Raw genomic sequence first — 21007 nt, 5'->3', positions numbered from 1 at the left:
TTTCTGTGCGATGTCGAATCTGCAAATTTTAATGGAAGAACTCGGAAAACCATATTCTGATCTCAAATTTCTTCTCACCTGCTTTCAGGAAGTTTTACGCGAAAACAACGAACCGGAACTGGCAGAAGTAATGCCTTGGATTTGCGATTCTGAAAAAAACACCACCGTCGATTTTACACAAAAACATTTTCACATGTTCTCGGTATGTTTTCAGTTGCTTAACCTGGCTGAAACAAACGGAGCAGTGCAACAACGAAGAAAAATTGAGGAAGGTAATTCTTTGACATCGGTAAACGGATTGTGGGCAAACAGCATAAAATTGCTGCAGGAAAAAGGTATTACGGAAAACAAGATTCTCGATTCGTTAAAAGACATTTCTATTCAACCGGTTTTAACCGCCCACCCTACCGAAGCCAAACGACCGGTGATTCTGAAAAAGTACCGCGAACTTTATTTGCTTTTGGTAAAACGAGAAAATTCGATGTACAATTCGTACGAGCTGGAAGAAAACCGAAACGAAATGAAACGGGTAATTTCTTCCATTTGGCATATCGATGAGTTTTACATGGAAAAACCAACGGTAGAAACTGAGCTCGATAATGTCATTCATTATTTTGTAAATGTTTTTCCGGAAGTGGTGCAAGTGCTAAATCGCCGGCTTGTTCAGGCCTGGGAGTTTTCAGGATTTGATGAAGCAAAACTTATCGGCAATAACAGTTTCCCGCAACTTAAATTCGGAACATGGATTGGTGGCGACCGCGACGGCCACCCGCTGGTTACAGCCGATGTAACGCGGAAGACCCTTCTAAAATTGCGTGTAAATGCTTTTTTAACGGTTAAACAAGAACTCAACAGGCTAGCCGACGACCTGAGTTTTTATTTTGAGATTTCGGAACTACCCGAACAGATGCTCGACCGTTTTAAAGCTTTGGTCGCAGAAACCGGAGGCAAAGCCAAATCGATAGTTTCGGCATCAAAAAATGAGGCTTTTAAATTGATTGTAAAGTTGTTCATCAACAAACTACCGATCAATATTGGCAGTTCGCAATTACTCAAGCTAAAAGATAAAAAAGGCACTTACCAGTGTTCGAAACAATTGATTGAAGACCTCGAACTTTTGAAAGATGCTCTACTTGATAAGAACTACAACGACCTGGCTTATCATTCGGTAAACCGAACCATATATTTTGTAAAAACCTTTGGTTTTCATTTGGCCGAACTCGACATCAGGCAGAACAGTGCTTATTACCACAAGGCGCTGGAACAATTGGTCAACCGCTCCGATCCGTTTAAGAATAACAACAATGATTGGAGCGATGCAGAAAAGAAAACCTTCCTTGAAAAAGAATTACGCTCTGCACGTCCGTTTTCACGTGAGTACCGCGACCTTGAAACAGAAGCGAAGAACACAATCGAGTGTTTTCAGTTGTTGAACAATCATATTTCGAAGTATGCAAACTATTCCATCGGCTCGTTAATTATAAGCATGACTCAAAGTTCGAGCGATCTTTTAACCGTGTACATCCTGGCACGCGAAGCCGGCCTGACACTGTTTAAAGATTCGATGATTATGCGACTGCACGTAGTACCGCTTTTCGAAACCATTCAGGATTTAATGGACAGTCCGGCCATTTTGGAAGAGTACTTTAGTTACCCTGAAGTACAAAACAGTTTGGAATACCAACGCGAACAACGTAACCTTCCGATGAAAACACAGGAGGTTATGATCGGTTACAGCGACAGCAATAAAGATGGCGGAATACTTGCCAGCGCCTGGTTTTTGTATAAAGCTCAAAAAGAAATTACCGAAGTTGGACGGAAGTTCGGCATTCAAATAAAATTCTTTCATGGCAAAGGCGGATCTATCAGTCGTGGAGCCGGACCTATTCACTGGTTTTTGCGATCGCTGCCACATGGAACGCTATCCGGAAACTTTAAAATAACCGAACAGGGTGAAAGCATTGAAAAGAAATTTGCCAATAAAATAAACGCTGCCTACAACCTCGAGTTAATGTTGGCCGGTAATACGCTTAACACCCTGCTTCACCAAAATACAAACGACGACCAAGATGAGATTTCCGACATCATGGAGTTTATGGGACAGGAAAGTTTTAACGTGTATACCGAATTGCTTAATAATCCGCATTTCCTCGATTATTACCAGGAAGCCACACCCATTGATGTGATTGAACAAAGCAAAATTGGATCGCGCCCGGCACGGCGTACAGGCAAACGCAGTTTCTCCGACTTGCGTGCTATTCCGTGGGTATTTAGCTGGGGACAAGCCCGCTACCACATTACAAGTTGGTACGGTGTTGGTTCAACCCTCGAAAAAATGAAGGCTGAACATCCTGAAAAATATGAGCGACTTAAAAAGTTGATTCGTAAAAATCAGTTTGTACGTTATGTGTTTACCAATGTTGACACCAGCCTTGCCAGCACCGACAAAGACATCATGAAACTTTATGCGGGATTGGTTAATAACAAAGAAACGCGATCGGCTATATTAGATTTGTTACTTCAAGAGTTAGAAAAAACACAAACCCTGATGAACGAACTGCTGGGACGCCCAATTAATGAGAGACGCAAGAACCATTATTACTCTACGCAACTTCGGGCCGAGGCACTAATTCCGTTACACAACCACCAGGTTGAGTACATTAAGAAATGGAGAGCCGCACAAAATTCGGATGCTTCGTTAAAAAATGAAACGATTAATCAATTGTTGTTATCAGTGAATGCCATCGCCAATGCAATGGGAACCACCGGTTAATACCAATATAAAACGTTAAATTACACGCTAAAAATCATTTATAATTCCTGCCGGATACACAAAACCTGATACAATGAAAATCCTGTTAAAAGTTTTAAAATTTATTCTGCTGACTCCCCTGGTTTTAATCCTTGGGCTAATCCTCGTGCTGTGCATAAAATATTCGCCAAGATATGTGTACCGACTGGCAACAATGAATGTGCCTGATGTTTACGACTATCAGAAATTTGAAAACAGAAAAATTGAAGGCTCTGCCGATACTTTTAGGTTTGCTGATAATCCGAATGAAGAATATGTTGAAGCATTGTTTGACTACAGGGTGAAACAATCGGGGTTTAATTCGTTTGATGAATGGGCTGAAAAATCGCAAACTACGGCACTTATTTTTATCCGAAAAGACACTGTTTTATATGAAAAATATTTCAATGGCTTTTCGCGCGATTCCTATTTCCATTCGCAATCGATGGCAAAATCGTTTATCTCCTTTTTGATCGGCGCTGCTATCGACGACGGATTGATTGGTAGTGTTAACGATCCGATGACCAAATACATTCCTGAATTAAAGGAACGCGATCCGGATTTTGAAAAAATAACGATTAAAAACCTGCTTGAAATGCGTTCTGGATTAAAGTATTTTACCGGCTATATTCCGGGCACCTACATTCATCTTCCGTGGCATGCCGAAGCGGTTGGTTATTATCATCCAAATGTTCGGAAACTGTTACTCAAAAAGATAGAAATTGATCGGAAACCCGGACAATCATTTCAATACAACAATTACAATACGAGCTATCTGGGACTGATCATTGAACGGGCTACCAACAAAACAGTGTCGCAATACCTTGAAGAAAAATTATGGTCGGAAATTATGGAATACGATGCGCTTTTTTCTATCGACAGTAAAAATTCGGGCTTCGAATACATGCCAAGTAGGTTAATTGCCCGAGCCATTGACTACGCCCGATTTGGCAGGCTTTTCTTAAACAATGGAAACTGGAACGGGAAACAGGTTCTTTCTGAAAATTGGGTAGTTGAATCAACCCACGAAAACAAACAGATTCCAAGAGATATTTATCCCGGTTGGTTTGGCGGCGACAATTGTAAACACGTTTATTACACCTACCAGTGGTGGGGACACGCCAACTGCGATTCAACTTTTCAGTTTGCGGCATCGGGGAACCTCGGACAGAACATTTATGTGATCCCCGACAAAGAAATTATCATCGTGCATTGCGGGAATTCACTCGAATATTATAGCGATTTTGACCTCTGGAATGTGGCTGACAAATTGAGATAAAAACCAGAGTTTAAATCAGTACACGTTATTTCTTTTCTTCCTGAGGCAGGTATCGTTTAAATTTCTCGTAAAACATTTCCTGTTGCTCCCGCGAGAGTTTTTGCTCAAAACGAATACTTTTCCCGGTGTTATCAAAAAATACTTTCAATGATGAAATATTTGTTCCGTAAACTTTGTATGCCGGATCATTGGTAGTCGTGTTGATACTCCGAAATGTTAATCCCTCTCTATTACCGGACATATCGATGGTTGGATTATACGTTATTTTCGACGTATTTGGAGTTTCATACATTCCTTTACTGTAAAACTCATAAACAAATACCTTTCCTCCTTTGCTCCAATCAAGGGTGTGATTCGGCTGACCTAACCGCGCATAATTATCCATTTCAGTTTGGCCAATAAGTGCATATTTAAATGCTTCCTCCGTCAATTTTCCACTTGTTGAACACGAAAAAACGACCGTTATTACAACTATGTAAAGTATACTTTTCACAAACGCTGTGCTTTGGTTGAACTGTGTTTGGATACGAGTCAAAGTTAAAAAAGTTAGTGTAAAGCAATTCCCTACCCACACAACAACACAACTAACTATCAACGCCTTACAAACCCATCCTAAACTATTACTCAAATCCATTTGTTGAATTTAAACTAACAGAAAGGTGTTGTTAAACCCTGATCTATTCAGGCAATAAACACCGTCAGAACAGATAAAACAAAAGCTATGAGTGACAAAAAGAAGGGAACCGTATTGCAATTCGTCCGGTTAAAAACAACACTATCGGAAGAAGACTTGCTAAAAGTAGCACACGAAAGAGAACCACAATTCCAAGCCATTCCGGGCATCGTTCAAAAGTACTACGTGAAACTTGATGCACCGGGAGAATTTGGTGGCGTATACATTTGGGATTCGCATGAATCATTAAATGAATTTCGCCAATCAGAATTAGCCGCAACCATTGGGAAAGCCTACCAGGTAGTTGAACCACCCACGGTTGAAATTATTGATATACTTTTTGAGTTACGAGATTAAATAAAGAAGGCAGAAATTTTTTAATCCTGCCTTCTCATTTTTATCTGTTGTAATCTACTGATTTATCGGGTAATGGTGGGAATTGTGGAATAGTAATTGGCTCCTCCTCCATTTTCTTTTGCAGGAATTTTATTGCTGCTTCCAACTGTGCATCTTTACCTTTAAAAGTTTCGTACGGCAAATTATCCACCACAATATCCGGTTCAACACCGTGCCCTTCAATAAGCCACTCTCCTTCTTCCGAATAAACTCCCATTTCAGAAGCTGTTGCAATTCCATTGTCAACCAACACGTTGCTCGACGACAACCAAATCTCCCCGCCCCAGGTGCGTGTTCCGATAACAGTTCCCAAATCCAGTCGTTTTATTCCTTCCGAAAAGGCTTCACCATCCGAAGCCGTAAACTCGTTGCACAAAACAACAATATGTCCTCTAAAAGCGTACTGCATGTTCCAATAAGGGCTTCCTGCTCGTGTTTGCCAGTAGAACCAAGCTTTTCTTAATAAACGGCTAAGAACCCAGCTGTCGATATTTCCTCCGCGATTGTTCCGTACATCGATGATCAAACCTTCGCGGTTATACACCGGATAATATCCTTTTACAAACTCCTGGAAATTGCCTCCACCCATTGCACGCATATGAAAATATCCAACTCTGCTATCGCTTTGGTCTTCCACCTCCAGACGGCGGGTGTACTCCCACTCGCAATAACGCAAGTTGGCATCTGCATTCATTGAAATCGGTTTTACAATTTCGTCGAAGGTTTCACCACTCGTTCTTTTTAAACTTAGACGCACTTCCTGTCCGGCTTTTTCACTCAGCAATTGTGTGATATGCTCTACTTCCAACACATCAACACCATTCACTTTTGTTATCACGTCGCCCACCTTAATTTTCAAATGAGGTTGCGAAAGTGGCGATCTTTCCTCCGGCAGATCGGGCTCGCCATTAAAAATATGATCAATTTTATATCCTCCATCAGCTGTACTTTTCTCTAATCTGGCACCCAACGATGCCGGTTTAATATCTTCATCGGCTGTGCGTTTATCACCTCCTCGAACAAAAGTGTGAAGGGCCGAAAGTTCGGATACCATATCAATCAGCACATCATCCAGTTCGTATCGGTCAGTTAAACGGTCAACCAATGGCAAATGTCTCTCCAATACCGCATCCCAATCCACTCCGTGCATGTTTTTATCATAGAAATAGTCTCTCTCCAATCGCCAGGCATCCAGCATCAATTGTTTCCAGTCTTCCACCGGATCAATTTTAAATGTCCAGTCTTTAAGACTCACTTTTGCGTCTTTTAATTCCGCTTTCTTACCATTGGCATCCGTAACATATACTCCGTCTGCTTTTCGGATCAACAGTTTTGTACCATCGCCTGACAGAATAAATCCATTGACTTTGTCGGCTACCTCAACCGGTTTATTGTCTTTTTTATTGGAGATTTCGAAACTGAATAACTTTCTATTTCGGCGGTCGTTCACATCGCTCTGCACCCAATACAAATACTTGTCTGAAATTTCCAGTCCTGCAATATTTTCGGCCGGAACAGGAACTTCATACAACCGTGTTATCGCATTTTCCATATCAGTGTCAGGCATTTTTGTTCCTGAATCCTTTTTGTCCTTTTTATTATCGCCGGTCGTGTACAATTCATTATCGGCGAGATAAGGAGAGCGAATAGTGTCGTTTAACGCCAGCATGTATATTTTGCTGGTTTTGTTGTAAAATGGTTCCGGCTGGCGAGGGCCCCACGGACTTCCAACCGAAGTATTAAATGTTCGGTCGGAAATAAAATAAAGCCAGTTGCCATCGGTACTAAAAACAGGATTGTAACTTTCAAACCTATCCGTGGTGAGATGGTAAGCTTTGCCTGTTTCAACATTTAACACCTTAATCTGATCGGCTTGATTATCGGCTGGGTCAACATAAGTAAGCCACTTGCTGTCGGGCGACCACGATAGATAGCCAAATCCCCCAACATTGTCCAAATCAATTTGTTTGGTAGTTTTCTTTTCAACATCGCACAATTTCAGCGCATAATCTTTTTCGGTATAAACCACATACTTTGCGTTTGGCGATGGAAGGAAATTCATAATCAGCACCTCACTTCCAAATGTCAGCTGTTCAGGTTTTGAGAAACCATCATTTGCGGTTTTCCACAATTCCATTTCACCCGATTCATCCGAAAGAAAAAATACAACATCATCCTCGCCACCAAATTTGGCTTGTTTGTAACGAATCCCGCTTTTACGTGTTATTTCAATCCAACGGCCACCTTCAACCGGAGTGGTAAATATTCGTCCGCGCGAGGTTATTACCACTTTATCTCCATTTTCAGAAATGTCTAGTGCCTGTATTCTCTTATCCGGTTCTTCCACCCAATACGGACGCTTTTGATCAAAATCAGAAATCAAATAAATATCCTGCAATTTTTCCTTGCCACTCTCAAGATCGTACACAAAAATATCAGCCTGCTTCTGGTAGATCACTTTACCATCCTGCAGTTTTGCATCTTTTAAATCCCATGCTACTGAATTGGTAAGTTGTTCAAGGTTACTTCCATCGGGCAGCATCGACCATAAATTCATTGTACCATCACGATCCGACAAAAAGTAGATCTTCCCATTGTAAAACATCGGGTTTTTACTTGTTCCGCTATAGTCGGCGGTTAATGGAACGGCTTCGGATGATCCATCAAATTTCCACAAATTCTGCGCTGTTCCACCTTTGTAACGACGGGTAAAACTTGATTGATGCTGTAACCGTGTAAAATACAAATTACCGGCTTCGTCGTAAACACCTTCATCGGCCTGCGCCAGTGGAATCCGGTCATATCCCAGGTTCTCCGGATCAATCAAAACAAGTTGTCGAGCGGGCAAAGTTGAATAATAACTGGTTGAAACAATTAGTTTCCCGTCGCTTGTCCAGCCGTACAATTCCGGTGCTGTTCGTCCCGAAAATCCTTCGTAGGTAATTCGTTTTGGAATACCGCCTTCAAGTGGCATCACATAAACTTCGGTAGGCCCATCGTATTGTGCATTAAATGCGATCCACTTCCCGTCTCCTGAAATTGCCGCATTTGATTCCATTCCGTGGTGGGTTGTCAGGCGAAGCGTTAATCCTGTCTCCTGATTAAACTTCCACAGATCACCTTCTGCAGTGAAAACCACAAAATTCTTATACAAGGTCGGATAACGGTAATATCCTTTTTCCTGTGCGTTAACATTCAAAAACAAGAATGTTAGCGCCAGTAACGAAATTGATTTTACTAAATTCATTGGATAATGTATTTTTTATTTTTTTGAATAGATGCAGAATTCATTAGCTGAAATACCATGCCTAAATTACTATAATCATCTCATATATCATAACTTTCAGCGCTTCTCATCGGCAGGTCTTAAAATAGGAATCAGAAGGTTTTTCCAGTCATTTTGAGACAATAACAAAACTATTCGGGACAAATTCTAAAGTGTAATAAACCATCATGTACTAACTTCGATCCAAAACAAACTTAAAGTCTTTATTTACAATTAAATAACACGAAACAGGTAACTATCAATGATGGAATACGTTTACGTTTTTAGCCGGAATCGCAGAACTCCGGATTAGCGTATTTTAATTAAAGAAAACTGAAAACAAAAAGCCAAAAATGAGTTGTAAGACTCACTGAACTACTAAGATTGCCTCATTTATAAGACACTCTTTCATCAATTCTACGACTAGTATTTAGCCTTAAAATTGAATGCAGATATTCATTTTCAAAAGCATTTAATTTAAACAACATGAAAACAATTTTACACGCATTAAAATGTATTGCCATTCTTTTAATTGCCATACTTCTTTATGGATGCCCGGTATTTAAATCGATAAAATACCCGAAAACAGTTTACCTCGGCGATACGGTAACTGTTCACGTGAATGTTGATTTAATGGGATTCACAGACAACGATGGAGCTGAGCTTGAAATATTTCTTCCGGAGGGATGGCGACTTACTGACAAAGTGATTGATTTTAATGGAACCAGCAATTCGTCATACACACTAAGTCATAATTTGGAAAGTGATGACGACTATTGGAGCACAACTATTTCAGAACCAATTATTTCCAACAACGTTTTATTCGATTTCGATTTAATGAATACAAAGTCTAGCCCTTCGGTGGATACATTCCGGATAGGATTTAGGGCGATAAATCAGATTTATCACAGCGATCAGAAATTTACAATCCAATCCACAAACAATGAGAATATTCCTACACAGTTTAGATACAACAATGATACTCTCGAATGGAAAATCGCAAAAAATAGTACAGATATAAAGGGTTATAACGTTACCGACAATTTAAATTCGTGGTTTACTACCGACAATAAATTTAAAGTAGTTGCAGGAACCGAGCTACACCGTTATTCAGTATCTGCTGTTACCAATACCGATCAGGAATATGCATTGATCGATACCATATCCATATTTCATGGAGATATGCTATTTGTTTCAGGGATGGGGAACGACAATAATTCAGGAAATGAAACTAGCCCTTTAAGATCGTTGAATTTAGCATTGAATGTTATTGATGAAGACTACGTTTTAAGCCAGGATAAAAGCATTCGGCTATTAGATGGCACCTATGTTCTTGAGTCGGAAGCTCAACTACGCGATCGCCTTTCTTTGATAGGAAACGGCCCTCAAAATTCGATTATCTATTGCACCGGCGACGACATAGCATTCAACTCTCCACATTTGAACAGCGGATTTTCTTTAGAAAATTTAAGTATTCGCGCACTGCAAAATGAAGTAATTCTCAATTTCGGTCTCAATTATTTTGGTGAGCCCAGTATTAAACTAAGCCATGTTCAGTTATATAATGACGGGCATACATCAGATGGAATAAGAGCAAATGCCTCAAAGCTTATTATCGATCATTCTGTGGTAGCGGGCATGGACGGAAATGGAATTGTAGGTTTAAACATCCAAATGTATCATTCCGTAGTTGTTCAGAATCACGTAGGACTATTTGTGGCTATATCAGACCTTGCATGGGGAACTTCAAGGATAGTAAACAGTATATTTTTCGAAAACCAAACATCCATTTCCTCAGATTATCTCTCTTCAGATCTGCAAGGCACAGTATTTATCAATAACACTCTTATTGATGAACAATGGATTTATAATGGAAAAGCAAACTTCTACGCTGACCCGCTTTTTATCGATGATGAAAATTATCCCTACCTACTTGATCCGTACAGCCCGGCAGTTGATGCTGCTATTGATTCATCAAAATATTACGATCCTTCTTTAGAGGACGACAGGCAAGCTCTATTCCCCGCTCGAGGTACAATTCGCGGAGACCTGGGTATTTATGGAGGTGAAGGAAATGATTATTTCAACGCTATTGTAACACATCGTATTTATCATGAGTTGGATGTTTATCCCAATCCTGTAAAAGATGTTTTAACCGTACATTGGCCAAATAACAAAATACCGGATAAACTGTGGCTTTCGAATGTGAACGGTGAGAGATTAAACTTCAATTATAGGAATAACGAAATCGATGTGAGCAATTATGCTCCCGGCTTGTACCTATTTTATGCGGAAATTGATGGGAAATATTACCGGTCGAAAATCATTAAAAACTAAAACACAGTGGTTCAGAACAAATAGATTAAATAAGTTAGTTTTTATTGTTAAGCGATATTGCACCCACTCAGACATCTTATGTAAAACACTGATAATAAATGCAACAGGCTAATGAATATCATCTTCGTAGCAATCGGTTAATGAGATGTTAAAATTTATTTATTTAAGCCTCACGGCACAACATTTGACTAGAAACGGTGTTATATAAGATCGTTTTTTGAGTTACCGGTACCAGTAAAAAGAACATAATGATTAGAAATTTACTATATAGTCTGACCCCCAGGCGCCTGTCGATATTGAACCGATATTACCGTATTACGCAGTTTTATCCGTTTCTGAAAAGCACTGCCTACAAAGCAGGAACGATAGCTGCTGTTTTTGTGCTTTTACTTGTTAGCCTCGAAATTTTCCTGTTGGATTTTAATTTAATACTCAACAACCTGGTGGATACTTATTCGCCAAAAATCATTTATTCGGTATTTCTTTTATCCGAAACATTTTTAGGCTTGGTACCTCCTGAAATGTTTATTGCCTGGGCATCGAAACTTGAAATTCCGTGGGGAGCGTTGTTTATTTTAGCAACACTATCCTACATTGGCGGCGTAATTTCGTATTTTCTGGGAACACGCTTGTTTCTTATTCCCTCGGTTAAAAATCACATCGAAAACAAAATTCAAAAGCATATTATTAACCTGCGGAAATGGGGTGGCATATTTGTATTTCTTGGGGCTGTTTCACCGGTTCCCCACTCTGTTGTAAGCCTGGCGTCGGGACTAATCGGATACAATTTTAAAAGCTACTTGCTATGGTCGCTTTTTAGGTATTTCCGTTTTGTAATTTATGCCCTGGTAATTTTCGGAATTTTTTAAGCTTGCTTCTCTTCCTCTTCAAACTGATGTAAAAGCCGGGCATATTTTCCGCCAAGTTCAAGAAGTTGTTCGTGATTACCGTGTTCGATGATCTGACCGTCTTCCAACACCAAAATCATATCCGAATTTTTGATGGTACTTAAACGGTGCGCCACGGCAATAACCGTTTTTTTAGAGAAAATATTTGCGATAGCTTTTTGAATGTATTGTTCAGTAATTGAATCAACCGCACTGGTTGCCTCATCAAGAATAATTAACTCACTATTTCCGGCAATGGCTCGCGCAAAAGAGATCAATTGTGACTGCCCTTTCGAAAGATTATCGCCATTATCCTGAATAACAAAGTTGTACCGATCGGGTAGCTGGTCGATAAAATAATTGGCATAAACAAACGATGCCGACTGTTCCACGTCACTTCGTGAAATCGATTTTCGGCCAAGCGAGATATTAAATTCAACCGTATCGTTAAACATGTAGATATCCTGCTGCATAATCGAAATCGTTTCGCGAAGTTGGCCAATCGGAATTTCCGACAACTCAGTTCCGTTAATTTTTATACTTCCACGATAACCGGTGTATGTTTTTGCCAACAAACGGATGATGGTAGATTTTCCAGATCCGGTGGTGCCGACCAAAGCAAGTCGATCGCCCTTTTGCAATTTAAACGATACATCTTTTAGCACATCCGGTGTGTCTACCGAGTACCGGAAAAACACATTTTTAAACTCAATCTCCTGCAAAACAATCGCTTCGGGAACTGTGTCTAAATCTTCGGCTTTTGGATCTTCCACCTGTTGCTCAAACAATTCGCTGATGTGCTCGAGTGCCGACATTGCCCGTTGGATGGTTGAAATTTGCTGGGCAAACTGTTTTACGGGAACAAACAGTCGTTCTAAAGTGGTTACAAAGACGATTAGAATTCCCAGCGTATAGCCGTAATCCCAGATCTGAACGGCACCGTACCAAATCACCAAAGCCGTGGCAACCGAAGTAATTCCTTCCACAATCGAATAAAGAAACGAATCGTAAACATTCGATTTGTTTTGCGCATCGCAAAACTGTTTGTTCAGGTCGTCGTATTTACTCAGCACCTTATCTTCAGCGGCAAAAAGCTGAACGGTTTTCATCCCGGTTAATGCTTCCTGTAAATAAGCAGCCGATTTTGCCAAACTCGTACGTGAAGTATTGTAAGCTTGTCGGATTTTTTTCCGCAGAAAGTTTACGACCAACACAATTATCGGCACCACCAAAAGTAACACCAAAGTTAGTCGCCAGTTGATGTAAAAAAGATAGCCCACCAAAGCCAGCGTTTTTATACTGTCGGCCAGTAAACCAAGCACTCCTGCTGCAAACGAATCGGACACTGCCTCCATATCGCTGGTCAACCGTGACAAGGTTACGCCAATTGGTTTTTTATCGAAATAACTTAACGGAAAACGTAATGATTTTCCGAACAAGCGACGGCGCAGATCAACAACTGCCAGCCCACCCGCTTTTGAAAAAGAATAACTGTAAACACCGTCGAACAATATATTTAAGATGAGTGCCCCTGCAAGAAAAATACTTTGTCTGATCAGTCCGTCCACATTGCCAGGAACGATGTAATTATCAACAATATCTTCAATCAGCCAAAGAAACAGTATACCGGCCCCGGTGGTAACCGGAATGGAAGCGATGCTCAGGAAAAACCACTTTTTATGCGGTTTAAAATAGCCGGCAAACTTTCGGAACAGTTGCCAGTCGACATTTTTGATAATATTGTTTTTGCCTCTGCTCATAACTGCTCCTCCTTTTTTGTTTCACCTTCCTGTTGCAGTTTCGCAATGTCGCGGTAGAAATCTGAATATTTTAGCAATTCCTCGTGATTCCCTTTCGCCGCCATTTTTCCATCTTCCAGCACAATGGTATAATCGGTTTTCTCCAATACACTAATCCGGTTCGAAATTACAACCAGGCTTTTCACTGCATGATTTTCCACAATCTGTTTGATCAGAAAACGTTCGGTGTCCGTGTCTACAGCCGAGAACACATCATCGAGAATCAACAATTCGCCTTGCGTATAAAGTGCACGTGCCAGGCTAATTCGTTGTTTCTGACCACCCGAAAGCATGATTCCTTTTTCGCCCACCATTGTTTTTCCTCTTTTCGGAAAACGCAACAGTTCGTCAGCGAAAGCACTTTTGTAAATTACATCATCGAAGCGCTTTTCGTCAATCGTTTCATGCGAGGTTAAACCGATGTTGTTTTCAATGGAATCGGAAAACAGAAAAACCTCCTGGCTTACCGTATTTACCACCGAGCGTATATCTTCGCTTCGTATTGAATCGGCGTCAATATCTCCATAAAAGATTTGTCCTTCTCCGGGGCGTAAATAGCCATTCAAACACTGAATTAACGTTGTTTTCCCCGAGCCAACTTTCCCGGTAATCCCAACAATCTGACTCGGTTTTATCGAAAACGAAATATCTTTCAAAACCGGTTTATCGCCATTATGATAGGTGTAATTCAAATTTTCTACGCGAATTCCTTCTTTAAACAGTTCTTCCTTTTTGTTTTCATGCAGCGATTTACGTTCATCATCGGTTCCATTTCGGTCCATGATGGTTTGAATACTGCTGATCCCCACAAATCCCTGCTGAAAAATAGTAAGCACCCAGCCCAGTCCCATAATCGGATGAGCCAGCAGCGCTGCGTAAGCAATATATTCGGTTAATTCCCCAATGGTAAATTTGCCGTTGATAACGTACATGCCGCCAACAAAAAAGATGATGATTTTTAAAATTTGTCCGAGGTTGCCGAGCAAAGGCATAACAAACGAACGAATCCACGCAATTTTAAGGGACGACTCGTAATACGAGATATTTTCTTTCTCCACCTCATTTTCGGCATGCTGGTAGATATTGTAGCTTTTAATCACACTGTTACCCGAAAGAAAAGAGATGATTTTTCCGGAAAGCGTTTGCAAGGTATCCATCCTAGCATGTGTGTTTTTAACCATTATTTTCATCCCGAAGCGGACGATTACAAAAACAACTACCATTGGGATGACACAATATAGCGTGAGCATCGGCGACAGTTTCCACATTTTGTAGGGCGTTAGCGACAACGCCAGCAGAATGTTTCCGATTTGCAGAATGCCAAAACCGGTAATCATTCGCACACCGTTAATGTCGTTATTCACCCGCGAAATAATATTTCCGGTGGAGTTTTCATCGTAATAATCCTTTCCGAAAGAGGCCAGTTTTTGGAACATTTCGCCTTTTAGCTGTCGTTCAATCAGGCGGGCCGGAAAAAAAATCAATATACGTGAAAGTGTTCGTACCAAAATAAGTCCGGCAGCCAGACCTACAATTATCAAAACATTTTTCTGAAACTCACTTTCATTTCCTGTTCGGCCACCTGCAATCAGGTCGATTGTTTTCTGGATAAATCCGGGTATTGTGATCGAAATCAATACGGTAAGCGTCAGGAAGATAATTCCGCCTGTATACCACCAACGGTATTGATGTGTGTATTTAAGTAAGAATTTTAGTTTCGATAACATGATACCTGTTTTGCCGTTAAGCGTCAATATATTTTTGCATCTGCTCGTTCTGCCAGTTGTACACCAGCTCGGGCAAACTCTCGTTGCCCTCATGATAACGTTTCAAAAGCTTTTCAGCTACGGTCATTCCGCTTTCTGTTATTTCCTGAACCGGAGCTAAAAACCGGCTTTCATCTTTTGAACAACGCACTTTGGCACGTCGCGTAAGACCATCCGAAGCAATCCGGCAAATTTGTTTTGCTATTGTTCCGGCGTGCAGGTTTCCACTTTCTGCATTCAGTGCTTTTACAGGCACCTGCGCACGAAGCTCCTGCATGGTGTCAACGTCCCATTTCGAAATAAGTTCATCGGCCTCTGCCAGACTTTCCCCGTCGTATAACAAGCCAACCCACAAGGCCGAAACCGCTGCAATATGCGAGGCACAACTCGCATCGGCACCTCTCATTTCAATAAATTGTTTAAGTCGTACATCCGGAAAAGTAGTTGAAACATGCGTTTCCCAATCTTCCTGCGTTGGTTTTAACGAATGTTTTCCCTCAAAAAATCCACGGAAAGTAAGATCATTTGCCGAAATATATTCCCCATCACGCAAAATGTAATACATCGGAACATCCAGAAGGTAATCTACCCAACGTTCAAATCCGAATCCTTCATCAAAAATAAAGGGTAAAAAACCACAACGATCAGGATCGGTATGGTTCCAAATATGCGAACGGTAAGTTAGATAACCGTTTGGTTTGCCGGCAGAAAATGGTGAGTTGGCAAAAATGGCAGTAACAACCGCTTGCAATGCCTGCGAAACACGCATCTTTTTCACCATGTCGCTTTCGCTGCCAAAATCAAGGTTTACTTGCGTCGATGCAGTGTTTGCCATCATGTGCAGCCCAAGCTCGCCTTTTGTGGGCATGTAATTACGCATCCAACGGTAACGTTCTTTGGGTACCCACGGCACATCGGCAACTTCCGACAGAGGATCAACACCCATTGGCAGACTAAAAAAATTGAAGTGCTGACTTATTTTATTTAGTTCAAGAAAATGTTTTTTGGTTTCGCGGTACGTTTCGTGGATAGTGCTAAAATTAGCACCCGAAAGCTCAAATTGCCCGCCTGGTTCCAGCGTAATTGAGGCACCATTTTTTCGCAAACCGATCGCGATATTGTTTTCAAGAATTGGCGCCCAACCATCCTGTTGCATTTTATTCAGAATCTTCAAGATTCCGCCATCATGATCAAAACAAAGTCGGCCATAATCCTTTCTGCGAAATAAAAACTTTTCGTTTTCCGTACCGATTCCCCATTTTTCGGGCAGTTTACTCCCCCTCTCAAAATAGTCGATCAGTTGCGATTTATGGTTTATTTCTAATCTTTTCTCTTTTTCTGTCATTTGTTTTTTGTTTTGCCAGCTTTTACTTTGAATTCAAAATGCTGTCGAGAACATATTTTTCCACATGGCGGTTTTTCCCGATGTACGGGTAATCGTGCATCGACAGCATTGCCGGTGCATTCAGCTCAACCACAATGTAATTATCATGTGAGGCAGGCTGCTCCATATCTTTGATAATAATGTCGATTCCGGCAATTTTTAGGCCTGCCGATTTTGCTGCTTCAACGGCTACATTTTTATAAAAATCAGGAATATCATCGGTTACATCAATGCTGTCGCCGCCGGTACTCAGGTTTGAATTTTTACGCAGATACACCTTCTCTCCTTCTTTCAAGATCGTTTTCGGTGTCATCGATTGTGCATTCAAATGCCTGATCACTTCCTCATCGATATTTATTTTTAACAGCGGATGCGTGTAATCAATTCCGCGCCCTATATTCTTTTCGTTAACCAATTGTTGAATGGAAGATTTTCCATCGCCGCTTACATTTGCCGGTTCGCGCCAGGCGATGGCACGCACCACATAATCGATTACCAGGAAACGATACTCCTGCCCCGGACAAAATTCTTCAACAATCACTTTATCCGAAAATTTGAAAGCATTATCGATGGCGGCAATTTGCTCCTCGCGGCTTTGAATATTTGTACTTACTGCAATCCCGTGATCGGTATTTGCCGGTTTTACAACAGCCGGCAACGGAATGGCATCCAGCACATTCGCTTGATAACCGGGCTTCAATAAAATGCCATTGGCCTGGTGAATACCTTTTCGCTGAAGGAATTGCCGGGTCATCCATTTATCGTTGGATATCCAAAAGGCAATCAGGCTGTTGGCATCCGAAATAGTTCCTTCATGAATAATATATTCCTTATTGTCGTGTTGAACCGAAATAAGATTGTTATCCGCATCAATGATTTCAAAAGCCAGATTGCGACGGAGAATTTCTGCAATAATAATCTGGGTTGTGGCTTCAAAATGCTCATAACCAGGTAGCGGTTTAAAATTATAGTTGCTTTTTTCCATCATAATAAATTGCTTTTCGGGAAATATTCCAATCCAATAAATGGTTCTCCTTCGTAATAACTTTTGAAATTAACACATTGTGTTTAGAATAGTTTTCGAAAGGGCCAATTATTGCCTGTAATTTAAAGTTCGGTTGAAATGCAGCGTCCCGCAAGTAGAAAGTTACAGGTAATTTGTGAATGTTTGGATTGAAGATAGGATGGTGATTATTTCAAATGGCACTTCAATTTTTAGAGATTATAATACCATTTGCAATGGTCCGGGCACCCTCGTGATCAAAAACCTTGTTATCAGAGGGGAAATTCAGAACTCCCTTTTTATTCGACCAAAGCGTTGTGGAACCTCCTCCGTCAAGATTCATTGCATCCTTGCAATTTAGCGCCTTCATTAAAAGTCCCAATTCTTTTATCGATAACCCACTGGCTTTGTTCTCATGTCTGCCATCGGCGGTTACAAACAGTAGCTCGTAATCAGAGGTAATTCCAATCGCGGATCGCGGATGTTTGGTTACGGTAAATGCTGTAGAATCAGGTTCAATACATTCTCCCTGCTTGATTAAAAGTGGCCCTGAAACCATTATTTCTTTATAGTTCGCCTGCCAGTTCTTCCAGTCATTTTTTGGAAATGCTGCAATTCGAACCGAATCGCCAACCGTAAAAGCAGCTTCGCGAACGATTACCGGTGCGTCCGGATTTGGCGAGGTAATTATTTTATCACCGGACTTGAGAAACACTACCGATCCTCCTTTTTTCATGTCGAAAAAGGTTCCGTTAATGGCAGCCAAGGCCTTTTGTTTTGTTGCCATTTCGCTTAAAAGAACTCGTGTGGAATCGGAAAAAACAACCGACACATCGTACTCATTCTTTTTTAAATTGATTTTAATTACGTTTATACTTTGAGGTTCGCCAAACAATTCGTTGTCTTTAAGCTTGTACCATTCTACTGAACGGAAAATCTTTTTCTTCGACCAATCTTTACCCGATAATGGACTAACATCTATATCTTGTTGATTTTCCTGCGCACAGACAGGACCAAGAACAATAATCAGCACCAGCCAAAACAACATTTTTCTTTTCATGACAGCATATTTTAACGGGTGCACAAATTATGTTTATATTTTTAAAAAGACGAATTCAGGCTATTAATAAAATGTTAGATTATTACGACTAACAAAATTGCTTGCCTTTTAAGCGATTTTTGGGATGGATTAACCGTTCTTGATTAGCCAATATTTTTAAGTCCAGGTCGTGTAGATTATTTCTCAGCGGTTTTATAACTGATCGAAACACCACCTCCATCGTTATTGTAGGTAGTTTTAAAATTGGATTGCGATTCAATGTACTCCATAAATTCTGTAATTCCGTACTGCCTTCTCCGTTGCGTGATATTGTGCGCAGTAAAACAACCGCCAACACTCATTTTCGGAGCCAGATCTTTAAAATAATTGGTGTACCAAACTTTGTCTGCATCGCTGAACACAAAATCGATCGGACCTTCCAGTTGTTTGGCCATTTCGTGCGCATCACACAAACGTGCATCAACATATTCTGAAACACCGGCCTTTTCAAAATTTGCCAAAGCCTCTTTGTATCGTCGTTCGTCAATTTCCATGGTTATTAATTTGCCGCCTGTTTTGCTTAACGCCCAGGCAATCCACACGCCCGAATGACCCGTTGAAGTTCCAATTTCAACCGCATTTCTATAGCCGTTTTCTACAATTATATCGTACAAAAGCTGTCCGTCGGAAGCGGGAACATTCATATCGCGCCACGTATATCGTTTATCCGACAAGAAGGCTTTTACTTTTTTATCGAGTTCCGGATTTTCAGTTGAAGGTTGCGACATTACCGGGGGAACAATCAAGAATAGTAGAATAAACAGAATCTGATACCTGAGTGAAAGCAATGTAGTTTTCATAATCGCCTCAATTTAAGTTTATAATTCAGTTTGCTCCGGTTTATAAACATAGACAAGCGGAACCACCGATAGTTTAACTAATCGATATCCTTTCATCGTAATTGATGGAGTTACCCACTTCGATCATCATCCTGTTCTGCATTGCTAATTTTCAACTGGTCCCTGTTTTTTGATGTTCCCAACCATAATATTCCAAACCAGGTTAAAAATTAGGCCCGGATGTAAAACCCGTTTCAAAATATTGGAATAAGGTGCACTGCCGGTGAAAGTATCCCACAACACATAACTCATTTCACGTTTTAAGCTACTTTTTTGCTGCTCTTTAATCACCATATTTAAAATCCCTCTTTTTAGAAATGAGGCTTTTTGAATTATTGAAGTTACCGAAAATATAAACTTTCCTATTCGATTATCTTTGTCGAGCGTAGTACAAACAGGTTGAAAGTGTTGCTGAAAATCAGCTTTCGAAAATCCGTTAAAAACTGCTGTGGCGGCTGCCGCTTTTCCTGTTATATAGGCCGCGCCGATTCCATTTTTATACAGTTTCGAGGAAGATGAATCTCCAATCAGCACCACCCGGTCGGCGTAGGCTGTTTTAGCGTTCACCACATTAATTCGGGGATAACACTGACAAGGCATAATTTCATTGATATCAATATCCGGAGGGAAACAGTTTTTTACGGTTTCGGCTAACAAAAATTTATTTACAATTTCCAGGTCGATATTTGATCCCAGCAAAACCGAAGTAACATACTGTCCTTTCGGAATTAATGCGCCAAATTTTATATTCGGAATATTCAACAGGAAAACATGCATCGAATTGCCAAAATACTGGTCTATAATTTGGCGATCGAGTTTTAATTCGGCAACGTATGTTTTTGTTGTCTCGGGTGGTTTAAAGTCGCTTATTAAAGGATTAAATAACGCCAGAGTTCGTGCGTTTAATCCGGCGGCTCCAACAACCAAATCGTATTTTTTTATCAGCTCGTTGCGGGTTTTCACGACAATTCCGTCGGTAACTCTGTTCATTTCAATCACTGTATCCTGAATAAATTGAGCTCCCTTTTTCCGGCACAATTCCAAAAGGTAATTATCAAAACTTTCCTGGTCTTTGTTATCGTCGCCAAGTGGCCCGATTCCTCTAAACATCGACGCTATTCGTTGCTCCCGAAACGGTGTTTCGATTACCGTACCACCCTGTTCAAAATGAAGTGTATAGGATTTTATTCCGCGCCGGATAACAGTTGAAGGAAGTTCGATTCCTTCGGTTGAAAGCATCTGAATTAATGATTCCGAAACAATGCCCCCACAATGATTACATCCTCTGGGGCCGGTGCAATTAAAATCTTTCGCTTCAATGATATCGATATTGATTTTAATACCCTGTTGTTGAGCAAAATCCAGTGCAAAATAGGAGAAAAAACTACCGGCAGGCCCACCACCGATCACCCCGATTGTGGAACCATCATGTAACACCAGATTGTTAACGTTATACCCCATGATTATTGCTCAATTAATTATTGCTGTA

General features: G+C 40.6%; 14 protein-coding genes. 5 read left to right on the top strand and 9 right to left on the bottom strand.

The window, feature by feature from the left end; translation table 11 throughout:
• Window positions 1-10: 10 nt before the first annotated feature.
• Window positions 11-2773 (top strand): phosphoenolpyruvate carboxylase, encoded by a 2763-nt coding sequence (locus SLH46_RS06450; RefSeq protein ID WP_320280340.1) that lies wholly within the window; start codon window positions 11-13, stop codon window positions 2771-2773.
• 73 nt (window positions 2774-2846) lie between these two features.
• Window positions 2847-4070 (top strand): serine hydrolase domain-containing protein, encoded by a 1224-nt coding sequence (locus SLH46_RS06445; RefSeq protein ID WP_320280339.1) that lies wholly within the window; start codon window positions 2847-2849, stop codon window positions 4068-4070.
• A gap of 25 nt (window positions 4071-4095) precedes the next feature.
• On the opposite strand, the gene SLH46_RS06440 is transcribed toward SLH46_RS06445, so the two are convergent.
• On the bottom strand, window positions 4096-4563 hold the full coding sequence (locus SLH46_RS06440) for a hypothetical protein (protein WP_320280338.1): 468 nt from the start codon (window positions 4561-4563) through the stop codon (window positions 4096-4098).
• A 228-nt stretch (window positions 4564-4791) separates the two neighbouring features.
• Between SLH46_RS06440 and SLH46_RS06435 the strand changes: the two genes are divergently transcribed.
• Window positions 4792-5100 (top strand): hypothetical protein, encoded by a 309-nt coding sequence (locus SLH46_RS06435; protein ID WP_320280337.1) that lies wholly within the window; start codon window positions 4792-4794, stop codon window positions 5098-5100.
• Window positions 5101-5140: 40 nt separating this feature from the next.
• On the opposite strand, the gene SLH46_RS06430 is transcribed toward SLH46_RS06435, so the two are convergent.
• Complete coding sequence (locus tag SLH46_RS06430; RefSeq protein ID WP_320280336.1) at window positions 5141-8386, bottom strand: S41 family peptidase; 3246 nt, start codon at window positions 8384-8386, stop codon at window positions 5141-5143.
• 504 nt (window positions 8387-8890) lie between these two features.
• On the opposite strand from SLH46_RS06430, the gene SLH46_RS06425 reads away from it, so the two are divergent.
• Together SLH46_RS06425 and SLH46_RS06420 are read left to right on the top strand one after the other, a co-directional pair.
• Entirely contained in the window at window positions 8891-10741 is a 1851-nt protein-coding gene (locus SLH46_RS06425; protein WP_320280335.1) for a T9SS type A sorting domain-containing protein, read from the top strand.
• 248 nt (window positions 10742-10989) lie between these two features.
• Entirely contained in the window at window positions 10990-11610 is a 621-nt protein-coding gene (locus SLH46_RS06420; RefSeq protein WP_320280334.1) for a YqaA family protein, read from the top strand.
• Here SLH46_RS06420 and SLH46_RS06415 read toward each other — a convergent pair.
• The 7 genes from SLH46_RS06415 to SLH46_RS06385 all read right to left on the bottom strand — a co-directional run bounded on the left by SLH46_RS06415 (window position 11607) and on the right by SLH46_RS06385 (window position 20979).
• Window positions 11607-13388, bottom strand: coding sequence for an ABC transporter ATP-binding protein (locus SLH46_RS06415; protein WP_320280333.1), 1782 nt, complete (start codon window positions 13386-13388; stop codon window positions 11607-11609). The genes SLH46_RS06420 and SLH46_RS06415 overlap by 4 nt on opposite strands.
• Window positions 13385-15154 carry an ABC transporter ATP-binding protein gene (locus tag SLH46_RS06410; protein ID WP_320280332.1) on the bottom strand — a complete coding sequence of 590 codons (1770 nt, stop codon included), beginning with the start codon at window positions 15152-15154 and terminating at the stop codon, window positions 13385-13387. The genes SLH46_RS06415 and SLH46_RS06410 overlap by 4 nt, the downstream gene beginning before the upstream one ends.
• Before the next feature lie 16 nt (window positions 15155-15170).
• Window positions 15171-16538 (bottom strand): glutamate--cysteine ligase, encoded by a 1368-nt coding sequence (locus SLH46_RS06405; RefSeq protein ID WP_320280331.1) that lies wholly within the window; start codon window positions 16536-16538, stop codon window positions 15171-15173.
• Between the two features lie 22 nt (window positions 16539-16560).
• Entirely contained in the window at window positions 16561-17565 is a 1005-nt protein-coding gene (locus SLH46_RS06400) for a glutamate ligase (protein ID WP_320280330.1), read from the bottom strand.
• A 220-nt stretch (window positions 17566-17785) separates the two neighbouring features.
• Window positions 17786-18640, bottom strand: a complete 855-nt coding sequence (locus SLH46_RS06395; RefSeq protein WP_320280329.1) for a phosphodiester glycosidase family protein — start codon at window positions 18638-18640, stop codon at window positions 17786-17788.
• Window positions 18641-18816: 176 nt separating this feature from the next.
• Window positions 18817-19479, bottom strand: a complete 663-nt coding sequence (locus SLH46_RS06390; RefSeq protein WP_320280328.1) for an O-methyltransferase — start codon at window positions 19477-19479, stop codon at window positions 18817-18819.
• A 144-nt stretch (window positions 19480-19623) separates the two neighbouring features.
• Window positions 19624-20979: an NAD(P)/FAD-dependent oxidoreductase gene (locus SLH46_RS06385; RefSeq protein WP_320280327.1), complete on the bottom strand. Its 1356-nt coding sequence runs from the start codon at window positions 20977-20979 to the stop codon at window positions 19624-19626.
• Window positions 20980-21007 lie beyond the last annotated feature (28 nt).

The organism is Draconibacterium sp. IB214405 (assembly GCF_033963885.1).
Lineage (GTDB): Bacteria > Bacteroidota > Bacteroidia > Bacteroidales > Prolixibacteraceae > Draconibacterium.
This window is presented reverse-complemented; position numbering and strand designations above follow the sequence as displayed.

Bases quoted from the DNA above. Each gene is read 5' to 3' on its own strand.
- SLH46_RS06450 (WP_320280340.1), top strand. From the start codon at position 11: ATGTCGAATCTGCAAATTTTAATGGAAGAACTCGGAAAACCATATTCT.
- SLH46_RS06445 (WP_320280339.1), top strand. From the start codon at position 2,847: ATGAAAATCCTGTTAAAAGTTTTAAAATTTATTCTGCTGACTCCCCTG.
- SLH46_RS06435 (WP_320280337.1), top strand. From the start codon at position 4,792: ATGAGTGACAAAAAGAAGGGAACCGTATTGCAATTCGTCCGGTTAAAA.
- SLH46_RS06430 (WP_320280336.1), bottom strand. From the start codon at position 8,386: ATGAATTTAGTAAAATCAATTTCGTTACTGGCGCTAACATTCTTGTTT.
- SLH46_RS06425 (WP_320280335.1), top strand. From the start codon at position 8,891: ATGAAAACAATTTTACACGCATTAAAATGTATTGCCATTCTTTTAATT.
- SLH46_RS06420 (WP_320280334.1), top strand. From the start codon at position 10,990: ATGATTAGAAATTTACTATATAGTCTGACCCCCAGGCGCCTGTCGATA.
- SLH46_RS06415 (WP_320280333.1), bottom strand. From the start codon at position 13,388: ATGAGCAGAGGCAAAAACAATATTATCAAAAATGTCGACTGGCAACTG.
- SLH46_RS06410 (WP_320280332.1), bottom strand. From the start codon at position 15,154: ATGTTATCGAAACTAAAATTCTTACTTAAATACACACATCAATACCGT.
- SLH46_RS06405 (WP_320280331.1), bottom strand. From the start codon at position 16,538: ATGACAGAAAAAGAGAAAAGATTAGAAATAAACCATAAATCGCAACTG.
- SLH46_RS06400 (WP_320280330.1), bottom strand. From the start codon at position 17,565: ATGATGGAAAAAAGCAACTATAATTTTAAACCGCTACCTGGTTATGAG.
- SLH46_RS06395 (WP_320280329.1), bottom strand. From the start codon at position 18,640: ATGAAAAGAAAAATGTTGTTTTGGCTGGTGCTGATTATTGTTCTTGGT.
- SLH46_RS06390 (WP_320280328.1), bottom strand. From the start codon at position 19,479: ATGAAAACTACATTGCTTTCACTCAGGTATCAGATTCTGTTTATTCTA.
- SLH46_RS06385 (WP_320280327.1), bottom strand. From the start codon at position 20,979: ATGGGGTATAACGTTAACAATCTGGTGTTACATGATGGTTCCACAATC.